This window comes from Enterovibrio gelatinilyticus (assembly GCF_028683095.1).
Lineage (GTDB): Bacteria > Pseudomonadota > Gammaproteobacteria > Enterobacterales > Vibrionaceae > Enterovibrio > Enterovibrio gelatinilyticus.
Genome location: NZ_JAJUBC010000017.1, coordinates 71076 through 95568, shown reverse-complemented (window position 1 = coordinate 95568; position 24493 = coordinate 71076). Strand labels below are relative to the sequence as shown.

The 24493-nt window shown below is 46.7% G+C and carries 22 protein-coding genes and 1 pseudogene; 10 read left to right on the top strand and 13 right to left on the bottom strand.

Features of this window, described 5'->3' with window-relative positions; all coding sequences use genetic code 11:
* The first annotated feature begins 26 nt into the window (after positions 1-26).
* Entirely contained in the window at positions 27-563 is a 537-nt protein-coding gene (locus LRP50_RS15345) for a DUF924 family protein (protein WP_274165335.1), read from the top strand.
* Positions 564-615: 52 nt separating this feature from the next.
* Here LRP50_RS15345 and LRP50_RS15340 read toward each other — a convergent pair whose 3' ends face one another.
* The 4 genes from LRP50_RS15340 to LRP50_RS15325 all read right to left on the bottom strand — a co-directional run bounded on the left by LRP50_RS15340 (position 616) and on the right by LRP50_RS15325 (position 4648).
* Entirely contained in the window at positions 616-1479 is an 864-nt protein-coding gene (locus tag LRP50_RS15340) for an ABC transporter permease (RefSeq protein WP_274165334.1), read from the bottom strand.
* Between the two features lie 4 nt (positions 1480-1483).
* A complete protein-coding gene (locus LRP50_RS15335) occupies positions 1484-2344 on the bottom strand; it encodes an ABC transporter permease (RefSeq protein ID WP_274165333.1) in 861 nt (286 codons plus the stop codon).
* A 9-nt stretch (positions 2345-2353) separates the two neighbouring features.
* Positions 2354-3460 carry an ABC transporter ATP-binding protein gene (locus LRP50_RS15330; protein WP_274165332.1) on the bottom strand — a complete coding sequence of 369 codons (1107 nt, stop codon included), beginning with the start codon at positions 3458-3460 and terminating at the stop codon, positions 2354-2356.
* Between the two features lie 123 nt (positions 3461-3583).
* Positions 3584-4648 (bottom strand): extracellular solute-binding protein, encoded by a 1065-nt coding sequence (locus tag LRP50_RS15325; protein WP_274165331.1) that lies wholly within the window; start codon positions 4646-4648, stop codon positions 3584-3586.
* Between the two features lie 443 nt (positions 4649-5091).
* Between LRP50_RS15325 and LRP50_RS15320 the strand changes: the two genes are divergently transcribed.
* Positions 5092-5346, top strand: coding sequence for a DUF3081 family protein (locus LRP50_RS15320; protein ID WP_274165330.1), 255 nt, complete (start codon positions 5092-5094; stop codon positions 5344-5346).
* Between the two features lie 154 nt (positions 5347-5500).
* Here the strand turns inward: LRP50_RS15320 and LRP50_RS15315 are convergent, their stop codons facing one another.
* Entirely contained in the window at positions 5501-6568 is a 1068-nt protein-coding gene (locus LRP50_RS15315; RefSeq protein ID WP_274165329.1) for an acyltransferase, read from the bottom strand.
* A gap of 381 nt (positions 6569-6949) precedes the next feature.
* Between LRP50_RS15315 and fusA the strand changes: the two genes are divergently transcribed.
* Positions 6950-9034, top strand: a complete 2085-nt coding sequence (fusA, locus tag LRP50_RS15310; RefSeq protein WP_274165328.1) for an elongation factor G — start codon at positions 6950-6952, stop codon at positions 9032-9034.
* 98 nt (positions 9035-9132) lie between these two features.
* Here fusA and LRP50_RS15305 read toward each other — a convergent pair whose 3' ends face one another.
* The 8 genes and pseudogenes from LRP50_RS15305 to LRP50_RS15270 form a co-directional block, all read right to left on the bottom strand.
* Entirely contained in the window at positions 9133-9594 is a 462-nt protein-coding gene (locus LRP50_RS15305; RefSeq protein ID WP_274165327.1) for a DUF302 domain-containing protein, read from the bottom strand.
* A 794-nt stretch (positions 9595-10388) separates the two neighbouring features.
* Positions 10389-10568 (bottom strand): hypothetical protein, encoded by a 180-nt coding sequence (locus tag LRP50_RS15300; protein ID WP_274165326.1) that lies wholly within the window; start codon positions 10566-10568, stop codon positions 10389-10391.
* Positions 10569-10724: 156 nt separating this feature from the next.
* Complete coding sequence (locus tag LRP50_RS15295; RefSeq protein ID WP_274165353.1) at positions 10725-13460, bottom strand: alkaline phosphatase family protein; 2736 nt, start codon at positions 13458-13460, stop codon at positions 10725-10727.
* Between the two features lie 362 nt (positions 13461-13822).
* Positions 13823-14479: a c-type cytochrome gene (locus LRP50_RS15290; RefSeq protein WP_274165325.1), complete on the bottom strand. Its 657-nt coding sequence runs from the start codon at positions 14477-14479 to the stop codon at positions 13823-13825.
* 14 nt (positions 14480-14493) lie between these two features.
* A complete protein-coding gene (locus tag LRP50_RS15285; protein WP_274165324.1) occupies positions 14494-15828 on the bottom strand; it encodes a molybdopterin-dependent oxidoreductase in 1335 nt (444 codons plus the stop codon).
* 241 nt (positions 15829-16069) lie between these two features.
* Positions 16070-16954, bottom strand: a complete 885-nt coding sequence (locus LRP50_RS15280) for a sterol desaturase family protein (RefSeq protein WP_274165323.1) — start codon at positions 16952-16954, stop codon at positions 16070-16072.
* Positions 16955-17105: 151 nt separating this feature from the next.
* A pseudogene (locus LRP50_RS15275) lies at positions 17106-17315 on the bottom strand (VF530 family protein); the annotation flags it as partial.
* Positions 17316-17436: 121 nt separating this feature from the next.
* Complete coding sequence (locus tag LRP50_RS15270) at positions 17437-17763, bottom strand: hypothetical protein (RefSeq protein ID WP_274165322.1); 327 nt, start codon at positions 17761-17763, stop codon at positions 17437-17439.
* A gap of 794 nt (positions 17764-18557) precedes the next feature.
* Here LRP50_RS15270 and LRP50_RS15265 point away from each other — a divergent pair.
* The 7 genes from LRP50_RS15265 (at position 18558) to LRP50_RS15235 (ending at position 24297) form a co-directional block, all read left to right on the top strand.
* Positions 18558-19328 (top strand): DUF3450 domain-containing protein, encoded by a 771-nt coding sequence (locus LRP50_RS15265; protein WP_274165321.1) that lies wholly within the window; start codon positions 18558-18560, stop codon positions 19326-19328.
* The gene (locus LRP50_RS15260; RefSeq protein ID WP_274165320.1) at positions 19325-20671 is read left to right on the top strand and encodes a MotA/TolQ/ExbB proton channel family protein; all 1347 of its coding nucleotides are present in this window, start codon (positions 19325-19327) and stop codon (positions 20669-20671) included. The genes LRP50_RS15265 and LRP50_RS15260 overlap by 4 nt, the downstream gene beginning before the upstream one ends.
* The gene (locus LRP50_RS15255; protein ID WP_274165319.1) at positions 20668-21216 is read left to right on the top strand and encodes a MotA/TolQ/ExbB proton channel family protein; all 549 of its coding nucleotides are present in this window, start codon (positions 20668-20670) and stop codon (positions 21214-21216) included. The genes LRP50_RS15260 and LRP50_RS15255 overlap by 4 nt, the downstream gene beginning before the upstream one ends.
* Positions 21216-21620 carry an ExbD/TolR family protein gene (locus LRP50_RS15250; RefSeq protein WP_274165318.1) on the top strand — a complete coding sequence of 135 codons (405 nt, stop codon included), beginning with the start codon at positions 21216-21218 and terminating at the stop codon, positions 21618-21620. The genes LRP50_RS15255 and LRP50_RS15250 overlap by 1 nt, the downstream gene beginning before the upstream one ends.
* The gene (locus tag LRP50_RS15245) at positions 21620-22288 is read left to right on the top strand and encodes an energy transducer TonB (RefSeq protein ID WP_274165317.1); all 669 of its coding nucleotides are present in this window, start codon (positions 21620-21622) and stop codon (positions 22286-22288) included. The genes LRP50_RS15250 and LRP50_RS15245 overlap by 1 nt, the downstream gene beginning before the upstream one ends.
* Complete coding sequence (locus LRP50_RS15240) at positions 22285-23520, top strand: tetratricopeptide repeat protein (protein WP_274165316.1); 1236 nt, start codon at positions 22285-22287, stop codon at positions 23518-23520. The genes LRP50_RS15245 and LRP50_RS15240 overlap by 4 nt, the downstream gene beginning before the upstream one ends.
* Positions 23521-23748: 228 nt before the next feature.
* Positions 23749-24297, top strand: coding sequence for a hypothetical protein (locus LRP50_RS15235; RefSeq protein ID WP_274165315.1), 549 nt, complete (start codon positions 23749-23751; stop codon positions 24295-24297).
* Positions 24298-24493: the final 196 nt, after the last annotated feature.

Below are 24493 nucleotides of genomic sequence, written 5' to 3'. Positions count from 1 at the left end.
GTCGAATAATGGCAGGGAGAGTGGCAATGTATAGAAAAGTGCTGACATTTTGGTTCGAAGAACTGACCTTAAAGCAATGTTTTGCTAAAGATGAAAGTGTTGATCAACGCATTGAATCGCGTTTTTCGGGAGTGTTGGAAGCTGCATCGCGGGCAGAGTATTTTAATTGGCGAGAAGAACCAACGGGGCGTCTTGCTGAAATCATCGTACTGGACCAGTTTTCCCGCAATATTCATCGAGATACGCCAAGGGCATTTTCTCAAGATCCGCTGGCCTTGGCGTTGGCACAGGAGGCGGTTTCTTTAGGGATTGACAGAGAACTTCCCCCGCTCCAACGAAGCTTTCTTTATATGCCTTATATGCACAGTGAATCCGCGTTGATTCATGAAGAAGCATTGCGGCTTTTCAATCAGGTGGGGCTTGAAGACAATTATGAGTTTGAGGTTCGCCATAAAGCCATTATTGATCGCTTTGGTCGCTACCCTCATCGTAACGCCATTTTGGGCCGCGAAAGCACGCCAGAAGAACTCGCATTTTTGGAACAACCGGGGTCTCGGTTTTAATTTCAAGTCAGGGACGATCTGATAAAGAGAACCCTCGAAGGGTTCTCCTTTGTCAGTCGGCGTGATTGCCTCGAGATGACACCCAAATACTGGCAAGCGCAAGTAATCCTGAAGCCACCATCAAGAGCAGAGACACTGCATTGATCACGGGCGTTGAGCCTTCTCTAAGTCGGTCAAACATGGCAATGGTGAGTGGCGCGTCTGAACCCACTAGCATTAAGGTGGTGTTAAAGTTCTCAAACGACATCAAAAACGCGATGATCCCTGCACCTATTAATGCCGGTCGTAAGAAAGGCAGTGTGATGGTGAAGACAGCTTCTGTCTTCGTGGCACCAAGGTTGAGGGCGGCTTCCTCTAGGCTGAGATCAAATTTACGCAAACGTGCTGCGATGACCAAGGTGCAGATGGTCGTAATAAAGGCAAACTGGCCCAATACGACCAGCACTAACCCTGGTCGCATCCATTCTATGTCCCAACCAATATTATCTTCTATTCCATTGGCGATGGTGCTACTCATCAACAAAATTGACACCCCTAAGATCACCCCCGGAATGACTAAGGGTAATAACAAGAGCACGTAGCAAAATCCTTTGAAGCGAAAATCGAATCGTTCGAACAAAAAAGCGTTGGTGGTCGCGAAAACTAGTGAACAGAGAGTGACTGCAACAGCCACAAACAGACTAACACCAATACCATCAGTGAGTTCTCTGTCGTTGAACACGCCAAGTTTGGGAGCTTGTGTTCCGGTGAACCAGTCAATCGTAAATCCGTTCCAGGGTAGTGATGGAAACAAACTGTCGTTAAAGGCAAACACGGCCACGACGACCAGTGGCAGCATCAGAAACAGAAAGAACAACGCCACATAGGCTTGATAGACACGACTGAATGATTTGTTGGTAGGTAGTGAAGGGATCATTTTGTCACCCCATAGTCTTGACGAAGGATTGGCGAGTTAGCTTTAAGCCGCCCCAAACCATCAATGATGAAAGCGCCAACAGCAAAATGCCGAATGCTGAACCTTGTTCCCAATTAAAGCGGGTAATGAATTGGGTAAAGATTTGCTCGGTAAACCAAAGGCTATCTTTGCCGCCCAGTAATGTTGGGGTGAGATAGTTGCCGAGGGTAAGCATAAATACAACAATACACCCAGCAACGATGCCGCTCATGGCATGGGGTATAACCACCTCTCGCATGACATCCCAACTGCTTCCGCCCAAGTCATATCCAGCTTCTATTAGGCTATTGTCCAAACTGTCGAGTGTTGTAATGAGTGGCACCACCATAAATAACATAGAGGTGTAAACTAGGCCCACCATGATGGTGGCGTCGTTGTACAGTAATTCAATCGGTTGATCGACGACGCCAATCGCTTGAAGAAATCCACTCACTAACCCAGACTCACGGAGTAATATCATCCAACCATATGAGCGCACCAGTTCACTGACCCAAAATGGCAGTAAACAAGCAACAAACAAAAGGCTCTTAGCTTTTCCCTGACACACCTTGGCAATGTAAAAAGCGATGGGGAACGCGATGACTAAGGTCAAAATGGTTGCAAGCAAAGACATCACAGCGGTGCGCATAAATGTGCGCCAATACAGTGGCTCACTAAAGAATGTGGTGTAGTTTTCCATGCTCAACACGGTGGCACCGCCAACCGCGCGATCATGGATAGAGATGGAAAACATCTGCATATGGGGCAAGATGATCAGCAGCAACAGCCAGAGCAAAAAAGGCGTAAGCAACAGAAACAGAGCTAGCCGATTGCCTCGTTCAATCATGGTTTTCTCCTATTTCATCGACGGCAAACAACGTGATAACTGCGCCTGCCAATGAACAAAAAGGGTGTCTCCAGGACGAACCTGACGGAATGCTTCGGTTTGCGGCAGTTGCACAGAAAACTGTGTTTGGTGTTGTGGGCAATCCACCACCAGTTGGCTGCGAGAGCCGTCAAACAGAATTTCTTTTACTGCGACATCAAAGCCATTGTCAGCATGGGTCGGTTTGGCGTCGGGCAAGGCAATGCTGATGGCTTCTGGGCGGACAAATACATCGGAACGTTCACCAACACGCAATGGGCTTCCTGCCGTTGCCTGCATGATGTCGCCGCCTTCGCCAGTTAAAGTCACGATGTTGCCATTGATTGCCGTTACTGTGCCTGAGCGCTGATTGTTTTCGCCCACGAATTTGGCAACAAATGCTGTGGCGGGTGAATAGTAAAGATCTTGTGGCGTCCCAACCTGTTCAAACTCACCCTGATTCATGACAGCAACTTGATCAGACATTACCAGCGCTTCTGATTGGTCATGGGTGATGTAGACAAAAGTGGTACCAAATTCTTGCTGCAAATGCTTCAGCTCGACTTTCATTTGCTCGCGCAATTTTAAATCCAGTGCGCCGAGAGGTTCATCAAGAAGCAATACATCAGGGTTGAGCACCAAACAGCGAGCGATTGCTATACGTTGTTTCTGACCGCCTGACAGTTGTGAAATTTGCTTTGGGCCACTGCCTGAAAGGCCGACGCGTGCGAGCACTTCATCGACTTTTTTATTGATTTCAGAGGTGGGCGTTTTGCGGCGGCGAAGGCCGTAAGCAATGTTCTCTGCCACTGTCATGGTTGGAAACAGCGCCAAATGCTGAAACACCATATTGACGGGGCGACGATTGGGGCTGATGTCGTTTACTCGTTTACCTTTAATGAAAATGTCGCCGCTGGTGGCTTGCTCGAAGCCCGCTAACATGCGTAAGAGAGTGGTTTTACCGCATCCGGATGGACCAAGAATGGAGAAGAAACTGCCATTTGGTACAGTAAAGTCTATGTTGTTAACCGCTGTGAAATCAGCGAAGGATTTGGTAAGTGCCCGACATTCAAGATCCGGAATTTGTTGTTCATCCATGAGCGTACCGCCAGTAGGTTTGTTCTAGTCACTATTCTTACCGGCTTGACTAACGGCTTGACGATTAAGAATGTGATAAAAACGGCCTGTGTGAGCCACAGGCCGTGATAGGAAATAGTGAAATTAGTTGGCTGCTTTGACTCGGTCGAGAACTAAACCTTCCATTTCCTCTAACCCAGCAGGCACGGTCGGATACCATTTGATGTTATCGATATCTGCTTGAGGGAAGCTGGCTTGGAACTGTGCCTTGGCAGTATCGTTGACAAAGTTATCTGCGCCCTTCGATGCAGTGAAATTACCAGCGGACTCAGTGATTTTTGCTGCCACTTCTGGTTGGTTTACAAAGTTTATCCATTGATATGCCGCATCAACAGCTTTGGATTTTTTCGGAATCGCAAAAGTATCAATCCAACCTAGAGCGCCTGATGCTGGCGCGACAAAATTGATGTCCTGATTGTCACGATTGACCTTCCAGCCGCCAGCATCCCATGCCATTGCGCCTACAACTTCGCCCGAACGCACAAGGTTGAGCAATTCATCACCACCTGACCAATATGCTTTTACGTTTGGCTTACATGCGACCAATTTGGCTTCGACTTTATCCAAAATGGCTTTGTACTCTTCTGGATTGTTGTATGCAGCAAACGGGTCTTCACCCATGGCGAATGCAAAACCGATCAAGGTAGGACGTTTAAGACGGTAAGAAACCTTTCCTTTGAACTGTTCGTTACAAAGGTCGGTGTAGTCTTTGATGATGCCTGCGTCTTTGGTGTTAATGACTAAGCCGCTGGTACCCCAAATATGTGGAACGCCATAGACTTTTCCATCTAATGCTGTGTTTTTCTTGGTTGCGTCAACCATCGATGGGATAAGCAGCGAGGTATCGACTTTATTCATGTCGATTGGTTGATAGATCCCAAAATCGCGTTGCGCACCAGTAATACGGTCTTGGCTGGGCTGAACAAGATCAAAGCCTGCTCCGCGTGTTGCGCGAAGTTTTGAAATCATGTCTTCGTTGTTTGATTTGGTGACCTTAACTTCAATGCCAGTTTCTTTCTCAAACTGATCAATCACTTCTTGTGGCGCATATCCACCCCAAGTCAATAATCTTAGTGTTTCAGCATTCGCAATGGGTGCAGAGAGTAACGTTCCTGCTGCGAGCGCAACAGTGATCTTTAAGCTATTCATTTTATGTTCCTTTTTATGGGTACAGCGTAGGCGTCATCCTTGCTGCTCGGAGCCAAATCAGCACGTTCGGCAGCGAACGTTACGAATATCTCGTTTCATTATTTTTACAACACGGTGAATTAGCTATGATCCAAAGACAGGTAAATCGCCAATATGGGATGCAACTTCTGTGAACGGAGTCACCGGATAAACACAGAAAATATTCTTAATTTTTAATTGCTTGACCGTGTCTTACTAGCGATGCGCTTGCATCGAGAGTGACGAGTTGTTCGCATTAAATGTCGAAGATGCTCTCGTCTAAAGCGGTTGTCATATGGTTTCTGATCACTCTTTGGCTGTTCCATTTTGGCTTTCATCATCGTTGAAAATGATACTGTTAATAGCGAGCCAAGAGATGTCTTTGCATGTGTAACGAGCGAGTCTACTCATACGTGGGGTACGCAATGAAAAATGAACTTAATGCAGCCAAGTTGTTAGCGGCTTTTGAAGTGGTGATGGAAAAAGGGACTGATACCGAATTTGGGAAAGTCTATCAAGGGATCGAAGCGTATACGGATTACGATGGCTACAACGTGTTTTTGAAGGGTAATGGCGTTGAATTGCATATTGGTTTTCACAACACGTATGATCTCAAATACGATCAGGCCCATTTGAAAGACAGTTTTCTAAAGAAAATTGACAACTTAATACGTGACTAAGTTATTGCTGACTGCCATGAATGAAAAAGTCCGGAAGCCCGGACTTTTCTCTTTATGACTATTTACTTGCCTGTTGAATAGCGACTCTTTGTTCATCTCGTTTTTGTGTTGCCGTTGAGACTTTATTTCATCTTACGGCCCACGGTGTTTTAGGTTAAGGCGCACTCTGTTTGGTAACGGAGAGGGAGCCTTTGTTTTCCATTTGCACTAAGACACGAGTGAATGGAAGCTTTTCAAGCAATACCACGAAAGCAAAAGACAGTAAGATCGTCAGTGGGGCGAGTAGGATATCTTTAGTTGGACCGTCAATACCGTATGCGCCAAAAACGTTGAACAATAAAATCATAATGACAAAGTGTGCAACGTAAACACCCAGTACGCGCTGGCTCCACGCCATTACAATCGGCTGGTTTCCCCATCGTGGGTTGTTTAGCAGCAGGCAGAAAATACCGATAGCCATGATTGGCGTTCCCAGTAAGAAGTCATGTGTCGCCATCCATATATCGTATTGACTCAAAAACGCACCTTCAGCAAGGCACATCGATAAACCGCCGATAAACATCGCGAGTGAGATGTTTGATGAAAGCATAATGCTTCTGCGACGCAGTTCGAACCCGGCAACCACCATGATTAAGCTAAAGAAAGGTCCGTTGCGTGTAAATATTGGCGCGTTACCTTCAAGAATGATTTGATAACTTCCTGCGCCTAGCCCCCAAACGTAAAGCCCTAAAGCCAAAGGTACCATGAGATGTTGCTGATGATACTTGATAAGTAATGCCATAATACCTAGCGCGCATAGCAAGCCTGGAATGTACCAAAGATGAACCATTCCGCCTTCAAAAAGCGTATTGAGAGGCGCTTCTAACAAGTAATTCCAGTACCCACTTCGCTCCGCCAAATACCCTTCACTCATGACGACATCGAGTCGGAAAGGTAACAGTAGATAAATAACGCTCCAAGCAAGCCAAATGGTCATCAGTGGCTTGGCATAGCGACTGAAGGTTTGTATGGGATCTTGTATCAATTTTTGCTGGACAAAGTATCCCGTTAAAAGAAAGAAGAAGGGGACAGCAAAACGAGACAGTTGATTGAGCGCATCTGAGACTATATTGATGCTTTGACTATAGGCTTCGCCGCGCAATGGTCCGGCGTGGATGATGATGACGGCGAATATGGCCAATAGTCGGCCCATCTCCAACGATGAGATACGAGCAGAAGACATGTAAATTCCTTGGGCTGTTAAATACGCGCAGACTATAGGGATTTATCTATGCAATAACGAGTCGTTGATCTCGATTGTGAGAGAGAAGCACTCAAAGAGGAGTAATAGAGATTGGTTTGGTTGAAAAAAGGTCGGTTTGCAACCACAACACAGTGTCTTAATGCTCCATTAGAATCAGGACTAATACATACGCTGCTACGTTTTTGTTTGGTTTGGCGGTTAGACCTGAGGAAACGGACGTGATTTGCTCTGAAAAGTGTACAGAAATACAGCGAAAAAAACTTATCGTATATCGCTGCGTACTACATGTTTCTTTACGCGACAACGCCTGCTATAATCCACGCCCTTATATAAGCCAGTAATTGTTTATAGAGACGAACAATGACAGATCTAAGTAAATACAGAAACATTGGTATTTTCGCGCACGTTGATGCGGGTAAAACCACTACTACCGAGCGTATCCTTAAGCTTACCGGTCAAATCCACAAAACTGGTGAGGTTCACGATGGTGAATCTACTACCGACTTCATGGAACAGGAAGCTGAGCGTGGTATTACCATCCAGTCTGCAGCAGTTAGCTGTTTCTGGAAAGGCTACCGTTTTAACGTTATCGATACTCCGGGACACGTTGACTTCACCGTTGAAGTTTACCGTTCACTGAAAGTACTCGATGGTGGTATCGGTGTTTTCTGTGGTTCTGGTGGTGTTGAGCCTCAGTCAGAAACTAACTGGCGTTACGCGAATGACTCAGAAGTTGCACGAGTTATTTTCGTAAACAAACTAGACCGCATGGGCGCAGACTTCTTCAGCGTTGTTGAGCAAATCAAGAAAGTGCTTGGCGCAACTCCGTTGATCATGACTCTACCAATCGGCCGCGAAGACGATTTCGTGGGCGTTGTGGATGTTCTAGAGCGTAAAGCATACGTTTGGGATGACTCTGGTCTTCCAGAAAACTATGAAGTTCAAGATGTTCCTGCGGACATGGTTGACGACGTAGAAGCATACCGCGAAGAGATGATCGAAACTGCGGTTGAGCAAGACGACGAACTAATGATGGCTTACATGGATGGCGAAGAGCCTTCTATTGAAGACATCAAGCGTTGTATCCGTGCTGGTACTCGTACTTGTACGTTCTTCCCAACGTTCTGTGGTTCTGCGTTTAAGAACAAAGGTATGCAACTTGTACTAGATGCAGTTGTAGATTACCTACCTTCTCCTACAGAAGTTGATCCACAGCCGCTAACTGACGAAGCTGGTGAGCCAAACGGCGAATACGCGATCGTTTCTGCTGATGAGCCTTTAAAAGCTCTTGCGTTCAAGATCATGGATGACCGTTTCGGTGCACTTACTTTCATCCGTATCTACTCAGGTGTGATGAAGAAGGGTGATACCATCCTTAACAGCGCGACTGGCAAAACTGAACGTATCGGCCGTATGGTTGAGATGCAAGCAAACGACCGTAACGAACTGACTACTGCACAAGCGGGTGACATCATCGCTGTTGTAGGTATGAAGAACGTTCAAACTGGTCACACTCTTTGTGATGTTAAGCACGAGTGTACGCTTGAGCCAATGATCTTCCCAACTCCAGTAATCTCTATCGCTGTTGCTCCTAAGGACAAAGGCGGTTCTGAGAAAATGGGTATCGCGATCGGTAAAATGGTTGCTGAAGATCCAACGTTCCAAGTTGAAACTGATGAAGAAACTGGCGAAACCATCCTTAAAGGTATGGGCGAACTTCACCTAGACATCAAAGTAGACATCTTGAAGCGTACTTACGGTGTAGACCTAATCGTTGGTCAACCTCAGGTTGCTTACCGTGAAACTATCACTCAACAAGTTGAAGATAGCTACACGCACAAGAAACAGTCTGGTGGTTCTGGTCAGTTCGGTAAGATCGACTACCGCATGAAACCAGGTGAGCCAAACTCTGGCTTTACCTTCAAGTCTGTGGTTGTTGGTGGTAACGTTCCTAAGGAATTCTGGCCAGCAATCGAGAAAGGCTTTAAGAGCATGATGGACACCGGTGTTCTTGCTGGTTTCCCTGTTCTTGACGTTGAAATCGAGCTGTACGACGGTGGTTTCCACGCAGTTGACTCATCTGCAGTAGCATTTGAAATCGCAGCACGTGGCGCATTCCGTCAGTCTATGCCTAAAGCTGGCGCGCAACTTCTTGAGCCAATCATGAACGTTGACGTGTTCACTCCAGACGATCACGTTGGTGATGTTATCGGTGACCTTAACCGTCGTCGTGGCATGATCAAAGATCAGCAAGCTGGTGTTACCGGTGTTCGCATCAAGGGTGACGTGCCATTGTCAGAGATGTTTGGTTACATCGGTACTCTACGTACTATGACTTCAGGCCGTGGTCAGTTCTCTATGGAGTTCTCACACTACGCAGCTTGCCCAGCTAACGTTGCTGAAAAAGTAATCGCTGAGCAAAAAGAGAAAAACGCTAAGAAGTAATTCTTAACGACTTTCTATAAAAAAACCCGCAGGCGAAAGCCTGCGGGTTTTTTGTTTTTTGTCGATTTGTAAAAAAGTGAAAAACCAAAGCTAGAAGGCTAAGGTGAAGGTTGAGTCGCCAGCTTAGCTAAAGAAACCAACGCTTTTTCGGCCTTTTTTACGGACAAGCCGCAATTATCTATGCGATGACGCTGAGCGACATAGTTAGGGCTGTTGTAGCCTAACCAAACTTTCCCTTTGGCATCCTCCCAAATTAATGCTTTTTGCGGCAAATCAATACCCGCGGACTGGCTGCATTCCATGATTGGCGTGCCGACTTTTGGGTTACCAAAGATCACCAATTCAGTTGGACGTAATGTTAAGCCTGCCTTCTGCGCACCTTCTGCATGATTGACACGTCCAATGACTTTGAGCCCGCGAGCCTTTGCCGCGACGATCAGACGTTCTGTTGTGACGGGAACACTATATTGGCTTTGAATCTGAACCATTCCTTCTTTTGCGAGTGAAGGGATGGCGATGAATGCTGCCAGAATAGTGACTAGTCGGAAAGTCAATTTCATAGTCAATTCCTTATTGCGAATACCAGAACGATAAAACGAATAAAAAAGCTCCACTTTTCAATTAAGTCAGTAAAGTGGTAATGCATGCCGACACATATAGACTAGCAAATTGTGCGGAATGTCACTGAAATACACGGAGGAATATTAGCAAAGGCAGAAATATATAGCGTTTGTGGTGGATATTTAACGAGTGTTTGTAAACTTCGTTGGGCTTTGTAAGTATAAAATAATGAAATCAAGTGACTATGGTGTTGGGGAGCTAGCCACTAATCAATGGCTGGCGGCATTCCAAGCTGGATTTAGTGTGCTGATGGTGCGACCACGCTGATTACCTATGACAAGATTGCGAAGACACTCGCTGAATATCAGCGCTCGATGGTGTTTGTTAACTCCCCGGGCACAACTATCTTGATGGAGACACTACGGCATGACCGATCCTTGTGTGCTTAATCGAGAGTGAATGAGTGATTGGATAGCCGATGAGGTCGATGACAGTCCTGATGATTAAGCACTGATCGCGACAGATGAGTTTGGTGTACTTCTTCAATACGAATAAAAAACCGATGTCAGACAGCTTTGTAAGAGGCCTCACATCGGTTTTTGTTACTCAAAAAGGTAACGTAATCACGCGTGGTGAATTACGCTTTCTTTAGCGCCTTTTTGATTTGTTTTACTTTCGCTTTTGCTTTCTTCAGTGATTTTTTCAGTTCTTTTTTCGTCTTAGCCATGTTGATTCTCCTTTAGTGGCTGACAAGAGAAACTCAACGGTACTGCATACTCCGATAAGCTCATTTCTACTGGGTCTTCGACCCATTTTCTTTCAAAAATTGTTTGATGAATCGACGAATTTCCCGCGCGGCTGACGTATCGAGGTCTTCACACAGTGATACGAATTCATCACGTTGTGCGCTATTAATACGAATGATCAGCTGGCTGTCTTTCTTGTTCTCTGCGTTCTTTTTTTTGCTGCTCATTGTGGGCACTTGATGTAATGCGTTTGCTATATGATGTATATACATTTTTGTTTGTGGCACAAACAAGAGGGCGATGAATCGCTGGGAGTAAGTTAAAGAAAAGCCACGCTTGATGAGTGGCTCTATTACATTGATGTGAGATGTTACCCTAAAGTGTTATTTTTTAAGCTGTTCCAACAAAGAAGGGAAACCCCAGCCGTCTTCCCCGACTTTCACGGGCTTATCCGACAGATATTCATACAGCGTGGGTGCGAGTGATCCATTCACGGCAGTAGGAATACGCGTTTTACTGGTGACGGGTGTTCCCCAGAACCCGATAAAGGCATCTTTCTCGTGGAAATGCTCACCCGCATGGCGGCCCGGCACTTTGGTGTTGTAGCCTACGCCCATGGCAGGAAACAAATTGATGGTGCCAGCGCGGTCTTCGTCATACAGGTGAGCCAACTGGTTCACGCTATCAGGCCGCGGTGTTAGCCTTGTGAGTTGCTGCCATGTGCTTTCATCACACCAGGTTTGCGTGTTGGTTGGGTCTGCATTGTTCATGCACTGGTCAATTAACGCAGATTTTTCCCGCTTATCTGATTTGCTCAGCGCTGCAGCGTAAGGGTTGGCCTCATAGAGATTCAACAGCACTGGAGGTTGCCCGTTTTTCGCATGATACAAGGTGCGGTTGCCTTGGCGAGTAATGAACTCATCATGTCGAACGCCGTCTTTTACGGCCACCAATCGCAACGTACAGGCCGATAAGCTGCAGTCTTGTTCGCGAACCGCAAGGTAATCTAGGCTGTCACCAAGACGTGAAGCGGTTTCGTGCACCATGTCTATCGCAGGGTCATCTTTCCCTGCGGACAATGGTTTCCAGAAGGTTAATTCGCTATACAGAGGCTGTGTTTCCCAGCCTCGCTGGCTATTGAACAGATCCATCATGTAATTGCCACCTGCAGTGGATGCGACAATCACATCGATCCCTTTGTTGCTTGGGTAATCAAAGGTATTAGTGATTTTGGGGCCTTCCCCTTCGTCAGATGAAATCTTACGAATTCGCAGTGACATGTCGTAATCCGATTGGATACCCTCAAACACTTCTTTCTCTGGGCTGACGATATGGTAGATAGGCGACAAACCATGATCGCCCGCTATGCCCCAAAGCACCTGATCGTAAACCCCAGCTTTTCGGTAAACCGTTTCCATTTCTCCAAGCCAGAAATCTAAGCGATTGAGCTCGCCCGTCGGTGCGAGGATTTCATCTGCAAAGGGGCCAGTGAAGTGAGCGAAATGATCAGCCCATGGATTGTAGGCTAGAACAAAGTCAGGCAACCCTTTTTGGGAAAGCTGGGCGTAATCTTCCAGTTTGTCTTTAATGGTCAAGCGCTTGGTAGTGCGCGTCAGTGGTGTCCACCATGAGATGTCTTGATACGACTTAATGTCTTTAATCAAGCCTTCGCGCATTGTGTGAAGGGAGACTTCTAATTCGCCGCGCTTACGCAGATCTTTTAAGCAGCGTTGTTCGCCAAAATCACGGATTGCTTCGCCGAGACCAAGGTTAATCAGTGGATCGTAACTGGATTGCGCGTACCAATCATATTGAGCGTTGCAGTTAAGCGTGACGAGAGGGACAAGCCGCTCGAATTGCGTCTTTGCGCCGTTACCGCTAAACAAGGGATCCAACTGGATAGCATCGTTACCAAAGAAGTAATAGGCGCGATCTTGTTGGCGATCGACGAAGTGGAAATTCGGGATGCCTGTGCCGCCATCGCCAGCGACGTTTGCCCCGGTTTTGATGATGGGCAGATTGCGTACGCTAATGGTTGGCGTGGTAGAAACGCCATACTCGACAATGCCTTTCGCCCCTTCTTGATATAGTCGACTGAAAAACGGCAAGTAACGAGGGTCGGTATATGGCTTCTCAGCAATCTCAAACAAGAAGCTGTTATCGGGAGTGTGTTCTGTTTGAGTAATGTCGACGCCTTGTGGAGCAAAGCTTTCGATGTTTTGTTCATCGCGCTTTACTTGCTGCAAAAATGGCGAAGGTTGTTTGCTCACCAAGCCTTGAATTAACCCTTGTTGCAAACCATCGACCGTCATTTGCACGGCAAAGGGACGGATGTTTTGATGGGTGAGATAGGAGAGTAACCCGTTAGGGTCATCGTCGAGTGAGTCTTGCATCCACGCGTTTAATGCGTCGACTTTCGCGCCTTCAAGAAGGTACTGGCGATAGCCTTTCAACACATTGAGTCGCACAAAGTCGACCAAGCTGATGGTAATGGCTTGGGCACGATTGTTCTTTTTGGTTTGATTTTCTGGCTTAGCATCATCAATGATGCCGAGAATGGCCGCTTTCATGTCGCCGTCTTCAAGGCTTTCACTGTATTTAGTGAGCATGTTTACCAGCACTTGCTGCACGGTGGCGACCGTTTCCCTATCAGCTTCGCTGTCCGTGAGGTATTGATATTGATCCGGCAGGTCATCGCCATAGAGCAGCTTGTCTTTGCCAAAAAGGGCATCATACAGCGTGACTAGTGCGGCGATGAACTGTCGATTCAGCAGGGCTTCTTCTTCGCTTTTCGGGCCATGGCTGCTTGATTTGGTCGCTTCTTTTTTGTCATCGATTGAGAACAATGAATGCTGCCATTGCGCGAGTTCAGCCTCGCTAAAAGTGTCTAGCAAATACTGTTTGAAGATGTCTTGGTTAACCACTTCGCCGGTGTAGCGATCGTAAAAGCTATAGAGCAAGTGCCCGAGCTGAATCGCGTATTTCGGATTGGATAATTGAGAAATAACTCTGGCCTTAACGCTCGCATCGAGAGGCAAGGTCAATACCAAGGCATCGAGCGCGACACCGCCTACCGTAAACAGCGCGATGTCTCGACTGGTGGCTGCACTGACATTCATGGATTCATAAATACCCGAGAAAACCAACTGGCTGCTGTTGTAAATAGTGCCGACGATCGGTGTGCTGCCGAGATCAGGCTGTGTGTTTGCAAAGGCAGAGAAAGGAGAAAGGGTCAGTGCGAAAGAGACTGCCGCTGCACAGCGTTTTATCGATTGAATGCGCGTCATGAGCTAATTTCTATGTCATTGAATATGACATAGAGCTTACTAGAGATATCAGATTGTTAGAAAGGAAGGCGGTGCAGATTTGCGCAGTTGCTCCGCCAACAATTGAGAACAAAACTCAGATTTCGCTATCGACGACAGTTAACTGCTGCCAGCTACCCATCGTAAATTGTTCGCTGTAAATGGTTCGCTATAAACTATTCGCCGTAGAAAGTGGCGAGATAATCAAGGACGCGTTCATGATCCTCGTCTTCAAGTTCATCCATGCCTTGCTCATCGACCATCCATTCCAAGGTTTCGTCCCAACTATCGCGACTCAGCCCTTGCTGTACAACAAGGTGCAAGGAGTGACACACAGAACAGGTAGAGGCAACGAGGGCCATGTTTTCATCTGGAGTAAGGATGCCTTCCCCTAATGCTTTCACAGGCATCGCTTCATCGCTGCTTTGCCAATTTGGCGGCGTCGGATTTTTTGTGGCGAGCCACGCAATGATGGCTGCGCGAGCACCGGGATCTTTCACACCGGGATACACCATGTTCGTGCCTGGTGCGAAATCAGCCGGTGACGTTAAAAAGGCATCAAGGGATTCCGCATCCCATGTTTTCCCTTCAACACGGTTCGCTGAAAGGCCATCGCTGTAATTGAAGCCCGAAAACGCGGCGATTTCTCGATCCGCGAGTCCGTAGAGGGGAGGGCCAACAACCGTAATGCCGTCAGGTTCGACTTGGTGGCACGCTTTACATACGGCGGCTTGTTGTTCCCCTGCTGCAATCAAGGCATCATCTGCGGCGTTTGCTGCGAGGGGAGAAAATAGGAAAGCAGCGCCGAATAACGACGCTGTGGTTGATTTCATCAAAGCCATTCCACCTACCCTTTTACAACGAGTGCGATACGGTGAAAGCTGTTGTTGAGGTAGCCTTTCGGGTTCCATGCAATCGCGAACGGTTGGCTTACACCTTGGTCATCGGTCGCTTTTGCCCACACTTCGTAATAACCGGCTTGTGGGAAAGTGACTTTCGATTCAAAGGTTTGCCATGCTCCTTCGTTAGCGGGATCGGAAAGATCGGCATCGATCCATGTTGCACCGAAATCATTCGAAAGCTGAACCTTGGAAACGTTGCGATCCCCAGACCACGCGTGACCGCGAACCAAGACTTCTTTGCCAGCCACTTCGCTGTTCGTTTGTGGCGAGGTGATCAGCGATTTCACGGGCATTCTTTCGATGATCACAAAATCGTCTTTATCGACTTTCTCACCGGGCGCAACTGGGCGGTTAGGCACGCGATAGGCTTTGCCTGTCATTTTTGGCCCATCATGCACTTGGTCTCTGACGGTGATTTTGGTGAGCCATTTCTGCGAACACGAACCCGGCCAACCTGGCACAACCAAGCGAAGCGGCGCACCGTTCATGTCGTGCAATGCTTCGCCATTTTGTGCGAAGGCAATTAGATTTTCACCGCCCAAGGCTTTCTCTATCGGTACCCCACGAGAAATGGGCAGTTTGCCTTCCTTGCCCGAAAGGTGTTTATCCGCACTGTAGTGGGCGGTATACACCGCACCTTCTTGCACGCCAGCGGCTTTCAATACGTCAGCCAAGCGCACGCCTGTCCAAGATGAACACGCAACAGCACCCAGGGTCCATTGATTGCCTTTGGCTTTCGGTTCAAAATACGCGCGGCCATTACCGCCACATTCCACAACCAATTGCTGCTCTACCACCTCGAAGTTCTTTTTGAGGTCTTCAATGGTGAGTGTCATGGGTTTGTCGACTAAGCCATCAATGGTCAGGGTCCATGTATCAGCATCGACAGCAGTGGGCGGAATACCGTTGTTACGAATGAAATGTCGTGCCGTTGGTGTGACATCGTCATTAAGCAGGTGAGGCGGCGTTTCTGCGTTTAATGGTCTGTCGTTAAGCACGATCAGGCCATCTTTTCCTGCAATGGTGACATCGTCTAATCCTTCCGCAAATGCGGCGGGAACCATGCCTGCGGGCATGTTGCGATGAAACGGAATCGCACCGCCAAGCACGGCAGCCATGGTGGCTAAGCCTGCACCTTTTAGAAATCCACGCCTGTCAGAGTGGCTCTTACGTCCAAACACCGTTTCGTCTGCGGTTTCTGGGTGTTTGTTGTAGAGATCGTAGATGCCTTTCGTTTGTTGCTCGTCCGTGTCTGATGATCTTCCTTTCTTATCTGACATGGTGCCTCCTACCTAATGGGCCAACTGAACCTTATGGAATGCTATATATGTAAGCGGTTACATTTATGGTAATAAGTATAGACACAGCATTGATTAGGCTTTAGGGCGACTTGCAGAGCTTTCTTAGTAGCGGGACATGGATGCGACGCAATACCTTGAAAATTGCGATGGCTGCTTGGTTTTCCGCAAAATTTAACCACCAAAGATCAACAGACCCTAGTCTGGTATGTGGCGAGTCAGCTTAATTTTGGCGTGTCGAACTTCTGGAAGCTTTATTCCGAATAGTGTCATCGCTGATCTTGGGAGCACCAAATAAATAGGTAAGACGATGGCTTATGGAAGTCTTGTCAGGCGAAAAGGCCAGTGTGAAGAGCGTTTTCCATTGGTGAAAGGTCGCCACAAAGGGATTCCAACTGTTGATAGCGTGAGGAATACCGTAATCAATGTTGATGTCGTTTCTTTCTTCCACAAATGTGCCAAATAGTTTGTCCCAGATAATGAGTACGCCTGCAAAATTACGGTCGATGTATTCTGAGTTTCGTGCGTGATGCACTCTGTGATGAGATGGTGTGTTGAAGATATGCTCGAACCAGCCGAGCTTGCCAACAATTCGCGTATGAACAAAGAATTGGAAGCCGAGATTAAGTGCAACCACAACGATAACGAAAGTGGGGGGGTAACCGAGTAACATGAGCGGGGTCCAGAACAGCCACATCCCAGAGAGTGGATACGTTAAGCTCTGGCGAAACGCAGTGGTGAAATTCATGCGTTCAGAACTGTGGTGTGCGATATGTGAGGCCCATAGCCAGTGCACATTGTGTGATGCTCGATGAAACCAGTAATAGAAGAAGTCTTGTAAAATAAATACGCTGATGATTGAAAGCGGAGTGAGAGAGATTTCAAAAACGCGGAATTGATAGAGCCAGAGGAAAAAGGGCATGAGCAAGAGAGTAGCGATGATGTCCGAGGCTTGATGAAGTCCCGCCAAGCTGAAGTTGCATAAGAGTTCTTTCAGCGAATAGTCGTCGTCTCCTCGTTTTCGAAGCAATCGATACTCAAGCACCATACATATAAGAAAGAGAGGTGCGAGCAATACAAGCGTTAAAGACTCCCAGCCTGATCCCATGTCGTCTCCATACGAGGTATTGGCTTATGACAATCCAATATATACCACGAGCACGTAGACGACAAATCGATCAAATAGCTTGATAGTTCGACTATTTCTCTAGCTTATTCAAAGCAGCTGCCCACGGATCTGCGCTTTCTGTTTGGCCGCAGAATGTGTCTATATAGAGCTGTTCTGTTTTTTCTCTTGCCCATGGTGTTTTACGCAAGAATTTGAGGCTTGATTTAACCGAAGGATCGCTGCGAAAACAGTTGATAGCAATCTGTTGACCTAGTGATTGCCAACCGTAATGTTCAACTAATTTGTTGACGATTTGCTCAAGTTTAAGGCCATGTAGAGGGTTATTGGGTTGGTCGTTCATGCTAATGCCGCGGGTATGAGTGAATTCGGGAGCGACTTTGCCACAATGTACGTTTTGCTTCAATCAGTCATGCAAAAAGAAAGGGAGCCTAAGCTCCCTTTCTTTTTGCAATCTAGCCAACTTAGCGGCGCATTGACAGGCTTTGTTCGGTAAATTGGCTCATATGAAGACGTGTTTTAATGTCTTCACAGGCACGTTGAACACTAAAAGTTTGCTCTGCAGAAAGGTGCATGGACAACGTGCTCTTGAATCGAAAATCTTCACAAATGGTCGCCAAACCAATCAAATCAGTTACTTTAGCGTCTTCTGGATCTTTCAGTAGTTTCTCATGTTGCTTCTGAATTTGTATGACATAAATTTGATTGGAGTAAGTGATCGATGTCAGTGTCATCGCTATCATTGCGAAAAACAAAATCAGTGCCACGGTAATCAGAGGCTTATTGTTCATATAATATATAGATACCATTAATGGAAGTGTAAATTCATATTTCTATGCTGAGGAGTCTACCCTTCTAGGCAATGATTACGCAACAGTTTCAAATGCTTAAACACGGATAATGTGGGAGGCACGTCTAATTTTCCCTACCTTACTCTCAAACTAAAACCATTGTGGTGCGACGGTTTTGTTTTTGGACAATCAGTTGAACTCAGTATTAGATCTTTCTGCCAGGATATGACAGTATAATGAGAATCAATATCATTTGAGCGGTGGCAATGTGCCGGAACTACTTCTCGTAGAAAGCAGACTTTCACTATGCGGTTGGGTGAAGACGACACTTAATCAACACGGCTGTAAAGTGACTCGTGTTCTTGATATCCAGCAGGCTGAGTGGGCGCTTAGGCAGTGTGATTTTGATATGGTTTTAATCGCGTCTGATACCATGTTGTCGTGTTTAGCTGATGTTCAACACGTAAGGGAACGCTCAACGCGGCCGCTGTTTGCGTTGTTGCCAAGTTTGACTGATATAGATCATGCGGCGCTTATTCAGGCTGGTGTCGATGAGTTAATCTGCGACAATACTTCGCGGGAGACTCTCTGGACTCAAACCGAAGCTTGGTTGAGCAAAATAGCTCATCGTTCTGAACGGCATCGATATTAACAAACGAGATGTTGTCATCGCATAGGTTGTAAAGCTGGCGATAACTCATCGTTTTAGAAAGTGCATTTGGGTAAATCGTCTCAATAACTAGTGAGATTTTTACACTGTAAATGCTGCAACGAACTTAGAGACACAAAATTTCATGAAATTCATCACGCAAGCGATAGTGATTCCCTTGATCAGCCTGTCGCTCCCTGTAGTCGCCAATACTCTTGATACTGCAGCGGCTATCGAGGCCACAACACTCCAATCGGCGGTTGCGTCGCAACAACGTATCGACGTCAGTGACGAACGCGCTCAAAAGATGAAAGCGGAAATCGCGTTGCTTCAGCAAGATGTTGAAAATCTCTCTGTCTATCGTACGCATTTACAAAATGTCGTCCGTGACCAAGGCCTTGAAGAGAAGAACCTGAACCGGCAATTGGAAGATATCAATCACACAAGACAAGGCATTGTGCCCTTGATGTATATGATGATTGATGGCTTGGAATCATGGGTAGAAACTGATTTGCCAATTAAGGCAGCACATCGCCAGAAACGTGTTGATACCTTGAAGAGCCTGATGTCGAAGTCCGATGTGAGTGATGCAGAAAAATTCCGTCGAATTTTAGAAGCGTATCAGATAGAGCTAGATTACGGTTCTAAGCTTGGTAGCTATCAGGAAACTGTTGTGTTGGATGGTGTTCCTCGTGATGTGGACATTTTGCACCTTGGGCGAATCTCCCTTATAGCAAGACGTTTGGACGGCGAAGCGTTTTGGTTCTTCAACAAAGACGAATCAAGGTGGCAACCCGTTATCTCTTCTGACCTCGAATCACTCGAGCTTGCCTATCAAGTCGCCGATAAAAAAATAGCGCCTACTCTGTTGACCTTGCCTCTGTCAGTGTCTTCGTTGCAGGAGGAGCAGAAATGAATATGAAACGAATATTTCCTGCGTTGTTTATTTTAATGTCGCTTGTGGTAGCGCCTGTCTATGCAGATTTGGTGAGTGATACCCAAGCAGCCCATGTGGCTGATAAGTCGCATAACAGTGAGCGAGAGTCTGCGTTTGAAGAGCAAGAGACAGCGCTGCAACGTCAGTTGGATGCATTGAAACAGCAACAGCGTACGTTAGAGAGTGACATTGAACGACTAAGCGATGACTTTGCCGATAATGAAAAAACATTGGCTGACCTAGAACAAACCTTGGTGCTTGAAACAGGCAGTTTGGGTGAAGTGTTTGGTGTTGTACGACAGGTCGCAAAAGAAACGCTACAAGCGAGAGATGGTTTACCTGTGATTGCCTTACAACCTTCGTTTGAGCAGGAACTGACGGCGATCGCAGATGCTAGTACTTTACCTTCTTTGTCTGATCTCACGGCTATGTATGAAGGCATTGTGGAAGATTTGTCAGCCAGCAGCCAAATTGGCCCACTATTGCTTAATGTGCGAGATGCCAATGGCATGATGAGTGAAAAAGAGATTCAGCATGTCGGTAATATAGCCCTCGTCGGGAAAGACGGATATCTCGAGTGGGATGGCAAACGTCAGCAAGCGAATTTGTCGCCATTTCAGCCTGAAGGCGGACTAACCGCGGCAGCGCTAGAACGAGATGTAACTGGTGATTTGGTGGTGATAGATCCCACCGGTAATGCAGTACTCAATCAACTTGCAGCGGCGCCAACCTTGAGTCAACGCTTCGAACAAGCTGGGCTTGTCGGAAAAGTCATCGCGGCACTACTCGTTATTGGTGTTGGCATCGCGTGTGTACGAGGCTTCGTCTTGTACCGCACAGGGCTAAGGATCCGCCGACAAATTACTACGCCTGAAACGCCAGGGGACAATCCATTGGGGCGTGTTTTGAACGTGTATCGTTTGGAACCTAATCGAAGTTTAGATGCGCTTGAGCTGAGACTCATGGAAGCGATTATGGATGAACAGCAGGGCTTTGAGAAAGGCCTGTCTATGTTGAAACTGTTGGCGGCATTAGCGCCGATGCTAGGCCTTTTAGGCACAGTAACGGGCATGATTGAAACGTTCCAGATAATCACGCAATTTGGTAATAGCGACCCAAGTGTGATGGCTGGAGGCATATCAATGGCATTGGTCACAACCGTCATGGGATTGGTTGCGGCAATTCCTCTACTCCTTGCTCATAACTTACTCACCACACAAGCAGAAATGCTGCGAGGAACACTGGAAAAAGTGGGCGTGAGCTTGGTTGCTCAGCAATCTGAGCTTCCCATTAAACCGACCGTTGTGGGCTTAAGTGCATGACCGACATCAGCCTTTATCAAGCAGGTTTAGCGACACAATGGTGGCTGTCGCTAGACAACTTTATGACTCAAGGTGGCCCTGTGCTTTGGGGGCTAGCACTGGTTGCTGGCCTATGTTGGTTACTTGTGATTGAGCGTGTTTTGTTTTTGGGTTTTACATTTCCAAGTGCTTATCAATCTTTCGTCTCGCGGTGGCAGGCGAGGGCTTGTCCTTCATCTTGGGCATCAAGTGTGATTCGTGATGGTTGGTTGTTTGAAGCGCATAATCAACTTTTCAGACACCTCAACTTGATTAAAGGTCTCGTGGCGATTTGTCCTATGCTGGGGCTGCTCGGCACCGTGACAGGCATGATCACGGTTTTTGATGTGATTGGTGCTGAAGGTGCGGGTGAAGCGAGAACCATGGCAGAAGGTATTTCAATGGCGACGTTGCCAACTTTGGCTGGCATGGTTATCGCGTTAGCGGGCCTGTTCGCACACGCACGTCTGTTCAAAGCTTGCGAGCGACGAGAAGCCGCATTAGCGAAAGCGTTGAGGGTAAAGTGATGAGATTTCAAAGACATCAAAAGCCGAGAGAAGATGCTCAGGTAGATCTTACCTCCATGCTCGATATCGTCTTCATTATGCTTATCTTCTTCATTGTGACGAGCTCTTTTGTGAATGAATCGGGTGTTGAAGTCAATCGTCCGTCTGCTAATCACGCTTCATCGCAAAAAGGGACCAGTATTCTTGTTGCGATCACGGCTTCTAATGAAATTTACATCAATAAGCAGCGTGTCGATGAAGAACGTTTAGCGGCGACCTTGGCACGCTTAAGTGTAGAACAGGCAGATGCAGCATTGGTTATTCAAGCCGATATGTTGGCGTACAATGGCACCGTTGTGTCAGTTATTGATGCCGCGAAAGGTGCGGGTATTGAGAAGATCGCACTGGCAGCGGAGCAAGGTTGATGTTGCGTTGGATTATCGCGCTGGGCTTCTCAATAATTTGTGTCATTGGCTTGTTTGGTTTGATGGCCGAAATGGTGACACCTTCAGAAACAAAGGCGAAGCGAGTGGGTGACTCATTAGCGTTTGATATTGTGATGGTGGAATCTGAGTCTGATCTTGCGCGTAAGAAACGAGTGTTGCCACCTGAGCCACCAGTGCCGCCTGCTACACCACAGGCCCCTGTATCTAACTCCCAGACGCTTAATACGCCCAATCTGTCTAATGCCAACTTGGATCAAGTGTTGCCTGATGTGTCGATGGATTTGAGTGTGTCGGGTATCCAAACATCAATGCCGGCTGTTTCTCAATCGGTTGATGTGAGCAGCCAGTTAGCGTCCATAGATACTGGGGTTGCACAAATGGCGACGCCGATTGTCCGGGTGAATGCGACTTATCCGCCCAAAGCTCTTAAGCGAGGAATTGAAGGCTATGTCGTGATCTCATTCACCATAGATAAAAATGGACGGCCCACCGATTTGAACGTCATTGAAGCAAAACCCAAACGCATGTTTGAGCGCGAGGCAACACGTGCCCTTAAAAAGTGGAAATACACGCCAAAAAAAGTTAATGGCGAAGCGATAGAACAAAAAGGACAGACCGTTAAATTGGAGTTTATGTTAGCCAAATGATGACTTGTTTTCGCACTCGTATATTTTGCTTAGCGGCTACGTTATTCATCGCGGCAAGTTTAATGTCGCCGCCTGCGTATTCATCGCAGCTTTCCAATTATACCGCTGTTAAGGTGCAGCGTGCGATTGCGCTGCAGCAGCAAGAGAAATGGCAAGACGCCGCTGAAGTATTGGAAAATCTGCCTTCGCTAGCAGGGTTTGACTTGGCGTTTGTTCAGCGCATGTTGGGTGGGTTGTACTGGCAATTGAATGAGCCAAGCAAAGCCATTGACGTATTGGGACTCGCTGTAGATAGTCATCAATTAGAAGCGAATGACCAGCGCTCTGCAGAGCGTATGCTTGCGGATATCCTGTTGTCCCAATCACGCTATAAAGAAGCGTTGTCTCGTTACTATCCATTGGTTAAACAGGCCTCCACCACGTCGGAAGCCAAAGAACTAACTCAGAAAGAGCGAGCAGATATTTGGTTTCGTATTGCACAGGCTCATTATCAAGTTAAGCAAATGAAATCGTCTCTTTCTGCCATAGATAAGCACCTTGCATTGACAGCACCCAACGTTCCTTCTTTATCGCTGAAACTGATTGCTCAAATTCAGTTATCACGCTGGAAGAGCACTATTCCCACTCTCAAACAACTCATTGCAATCGATCCTAACAACAAAACGTGGTGGCTTCAGCTTGCTGGCAGTTACCAGCGGTTAAAGCAACCAAAGGAAATGCTTAGTACTCTCGTATTAGCGGAGCGACAAGGTATTGTGTTGTCATCATCAGAAAAACAAATGATGGCGCAGCTGTACCAACAGCAAGGTGCGCCAGAAAAGGCAGCAGCCTTGATGCATCAATTAAACAAAGAAAATGCTTCAGTGACATCGCTTGTGATGGAAGCGGGTTACTGGCAACAATCGAAAGAATGGGATAAGGCGATCACGACTTGGTTGCTTGCAGCGAATCAAGATAACCAATACCGTCTCTCTGTTGCTCAGTTGCAACTTCAACGAGGTTACTATCGTGATGCATTGGCGAGTCTGGCTTTAGTCTCTTCAAAGGAGCACTCGGCTCAAGTCGCACTTTCTCAAGCCATGGCCTACGACAAACTTGGTGATATCGACAGTGCTTTCGTGCAGGCCAGTCGTGCTAATGATATTGAGCCAACCAGTCAAAGTCAGAGTTGGATTGAATACCTGAATCACAAACGAAAAACCTTCAATCAAGCGCCTCTTAGCCCAAACTAGGGTGTCCATGAGGGAACGGCGCTGGTTCACGAAGCTCACTTGGGAATATATCTTTATTAGAGGTTGATAATCGCATCATTATCGCCTTATTATCAGCCTGACCTTGTTTTACGCCGCAAAGTTGCGGTTGCGCTGGTTAAATATTCGGCAGCATAATGTTAATCATTGCCGAAAAAGAAAATCGAAAACCTGAGCCTTTCATGCTCCTCTTTTAGAGAATATCCCTGAATGACGTTAGACCTCATCACAGAAATCCTTGGATGGACATCCGTTGCTTTCTACATTGGTATTACCATTTTTAACACCATGAAATTTACACGTTTTGCCGCGTTTGGTTCGGCGACGAACGATACGCTTTGGGCGTTTCTAATGGGATGGTGGCCGAAAGTCATTCTGAACCTGTCAGTGGCTTCACTGAACACGTATCGCTATGCAAAAGACTTCACCAATGCCTCCAAAAATGTGATTGCGGGTCTAGGTGCAGTGATGGCTGCGGGCATCATCTATATTGCATATGTGGCTGTTACAGCTTTTATTGCTGAGCCTACACTGCCTGTTGCATTACAGTTTGTCGATTTGGGCATCATTTTATTGGCACTGTATATGACCACCTTGACCAACTATCGCAAACTGATGCTGATTTCAGGTTTTGTAGGCATGGCGGCGTACTACGGTAATACCCAAATGATGATTATCAAAGCCATGGTTATTGGCATCATGACCTTTAAGCTTTTGTTTGATAAATCACAGAAGACAGAGACTGCCGACGCGGTATAGCGTCTTCTCGTTTCATAAAAATGGCACCTCACAGAGGTGCCATTTTTTTATCCAATTGTTGCATATGGTTTTTATTGTGGTTACGTTGTGTTCAATGTGATGTTTGTAACGTTAGTGTGTCACCTGCCAGTTGTATTCAGTCGTTGTGAAGGTTTTTGGAAGGTAGCAGCATATTTCAATAGCAATGAGGAGATAT

Excerpts from the sequence above, each read along its gene's own strand:
- LRP50_RS15345 (WP_274165335.1), top strand. The coding sequence starts at position 27 with ATGTATAGAAAAGTGCTGACATTTTGGTTCGAAGAACTGACCTTAAAG.
- LRP50_RS15340 (WP_274165334.1), bottom strand. The coding sequence starts at position 1,479 with ATGATCCCTTCACTACCTACCAACAAATCATTCAGTCGTGTCTATCAA.
- LRP50_RS15335 (WP_274165333.1), bottom strand. The coding sequence starts at position 2,344 with ATGATTGAACGAGGCAATCGGCTAGCTCTGTTTCTGTTGCTTACGCCT.
- LRP50_RS15330 (WP_274165332.1), bottom strand. The coding sequence starts at position 3,460 with ATGGATGAACAACAAATTCCGGATCTTGAATGTCGGGCACTTACCAAA.
- LRP50_RS15325 (WP_274165331.1), bottom strand. The coding sequence starts at position 4,648 with ATGAATAGCTTAAAGATCACTGTTGCGCTCGCAGCAGGAACGTTACTC.
- LRP50_RS15320 (WP_274165330.1), top strand. The coding sequence starts at position 5,092 with ATGAAAAATGAACTTAATGCAGCCAAGTTGTTAGCGGCTTTTGAAGTG.
- LRP50_RS15315 (WP_274165329.1), bottom strand. The coding sequence starts at position 6,568 with ATGTCTTCTGCTCGTATCTCATCGTTGGAGATGGGCCGACTATTGGCC.
- fusA (WP_274165328.1), top strand. The coding sequence starts at position 6,950 with ATGACAGATCTAAGTAAATACAGAAACATTGGTATTTTCGCGCACGTT.
- LRP50_RS15305 (WP_274165327.1), bottom strand. The coding sequence starts at position 9,594 with ATGAAATTGACTTTCCGACTAGTCACTATTCTGGCAGCATTCATCGCC.
- LRP50_RS15300 (WP_274165326.1), bottom strand. The coding sequence starts at position 10,568 with ATGAGCAGCAAAAAAAAGAACGCAGAGAACAAGAAAGACAGCCAGCTG.
- LRP50_RS15295 (WP_274165353.1), bottom strand. The coding sequence starts at position 13,460 with ATGAATGTCAGTGCAGCCACCAGTCGAGACATCGCGCTGTTTACGGTA.
- LRP50_RS15290 (WP_274165325.1), bottom strand. The coding sequence starts at position 14,479 with ATGAAATCAACCACAGCGTCGTTATTCGGCGCTGCTTTCCTATTTTCT.
- LRP50_RS15285 (WP_274165324.1), bottom strand. The coding sequence starts at position 15,828 with ATGTCAGATAAGAAAGGAAGATCATCAGACACGGACGAGCAACAAACG.
- LRP50_RS15280 (WP_274165323.1), bottom strand. The coding sequence starts at position 16,954 with ATGGGATCAGGCTGGGAGTCTTTAACGCTTGTATTGCTCGCACCTCTC.
- LRP50_RS15270 (WP_274165322.1), bottom strand. The coding sequence starts at position 17,763 with ATGAACAATAAGCCTCTGATTACCGTGGCACTGATTTTGTTTTTCGCA.
- LRP50_RS15265 (WP_274165321.1), top strand. The coding sequence starts at position 18,558 with ATGAAATTCATCACGCAAGCGATAGTGATTCCCTTGATCAGCCTGTCG.
- LRP50_RS15260 (WP_274165320.1), top strand. The coding sequence starts at position 19,325 with ATGAATATGAAACGAATATTTCCTGCGTTGTTTATTTTAATGTCGCTT.
- LRP50_RS15255 (WP_274165319.1), top strand. The coding sequence starts at position 20,668 with ATGACCGACATCAGCCTTTATCAAGCAGGTTTAGCGACACAATGGTGG.
- LRP50_RS15250 (WP_274165318.1), top strand. The coding sequence starts at position 21,216 with ATGAGATTTCAAAGACATCAAAAGCCGAGAGAAGATGCTCAGGTAGAT.
- LRP50_RS15245 (WP_274165317.1), top strand. The coding sequence starts at position 21,620 with ATGTTGCGTTGGATTATCGCGCTGGGCTTCTCAATAATTTGTGTCATT.
- LRP50_RS15240 (WP_274165316.1), top strand. The coding sequence starts at position 22,285 with ATGATGACTTGTTTTCGCACTCGTATATTTTGCTTAGCGGCTACGTTA.
- LRP50_RS15235 (WP_274165315.1), top strand. The coding sequence starts at position 23,749 with ATGACGTTAGACCTCATCACAGAAATCCTTGGATGGACATCCGTTGCT.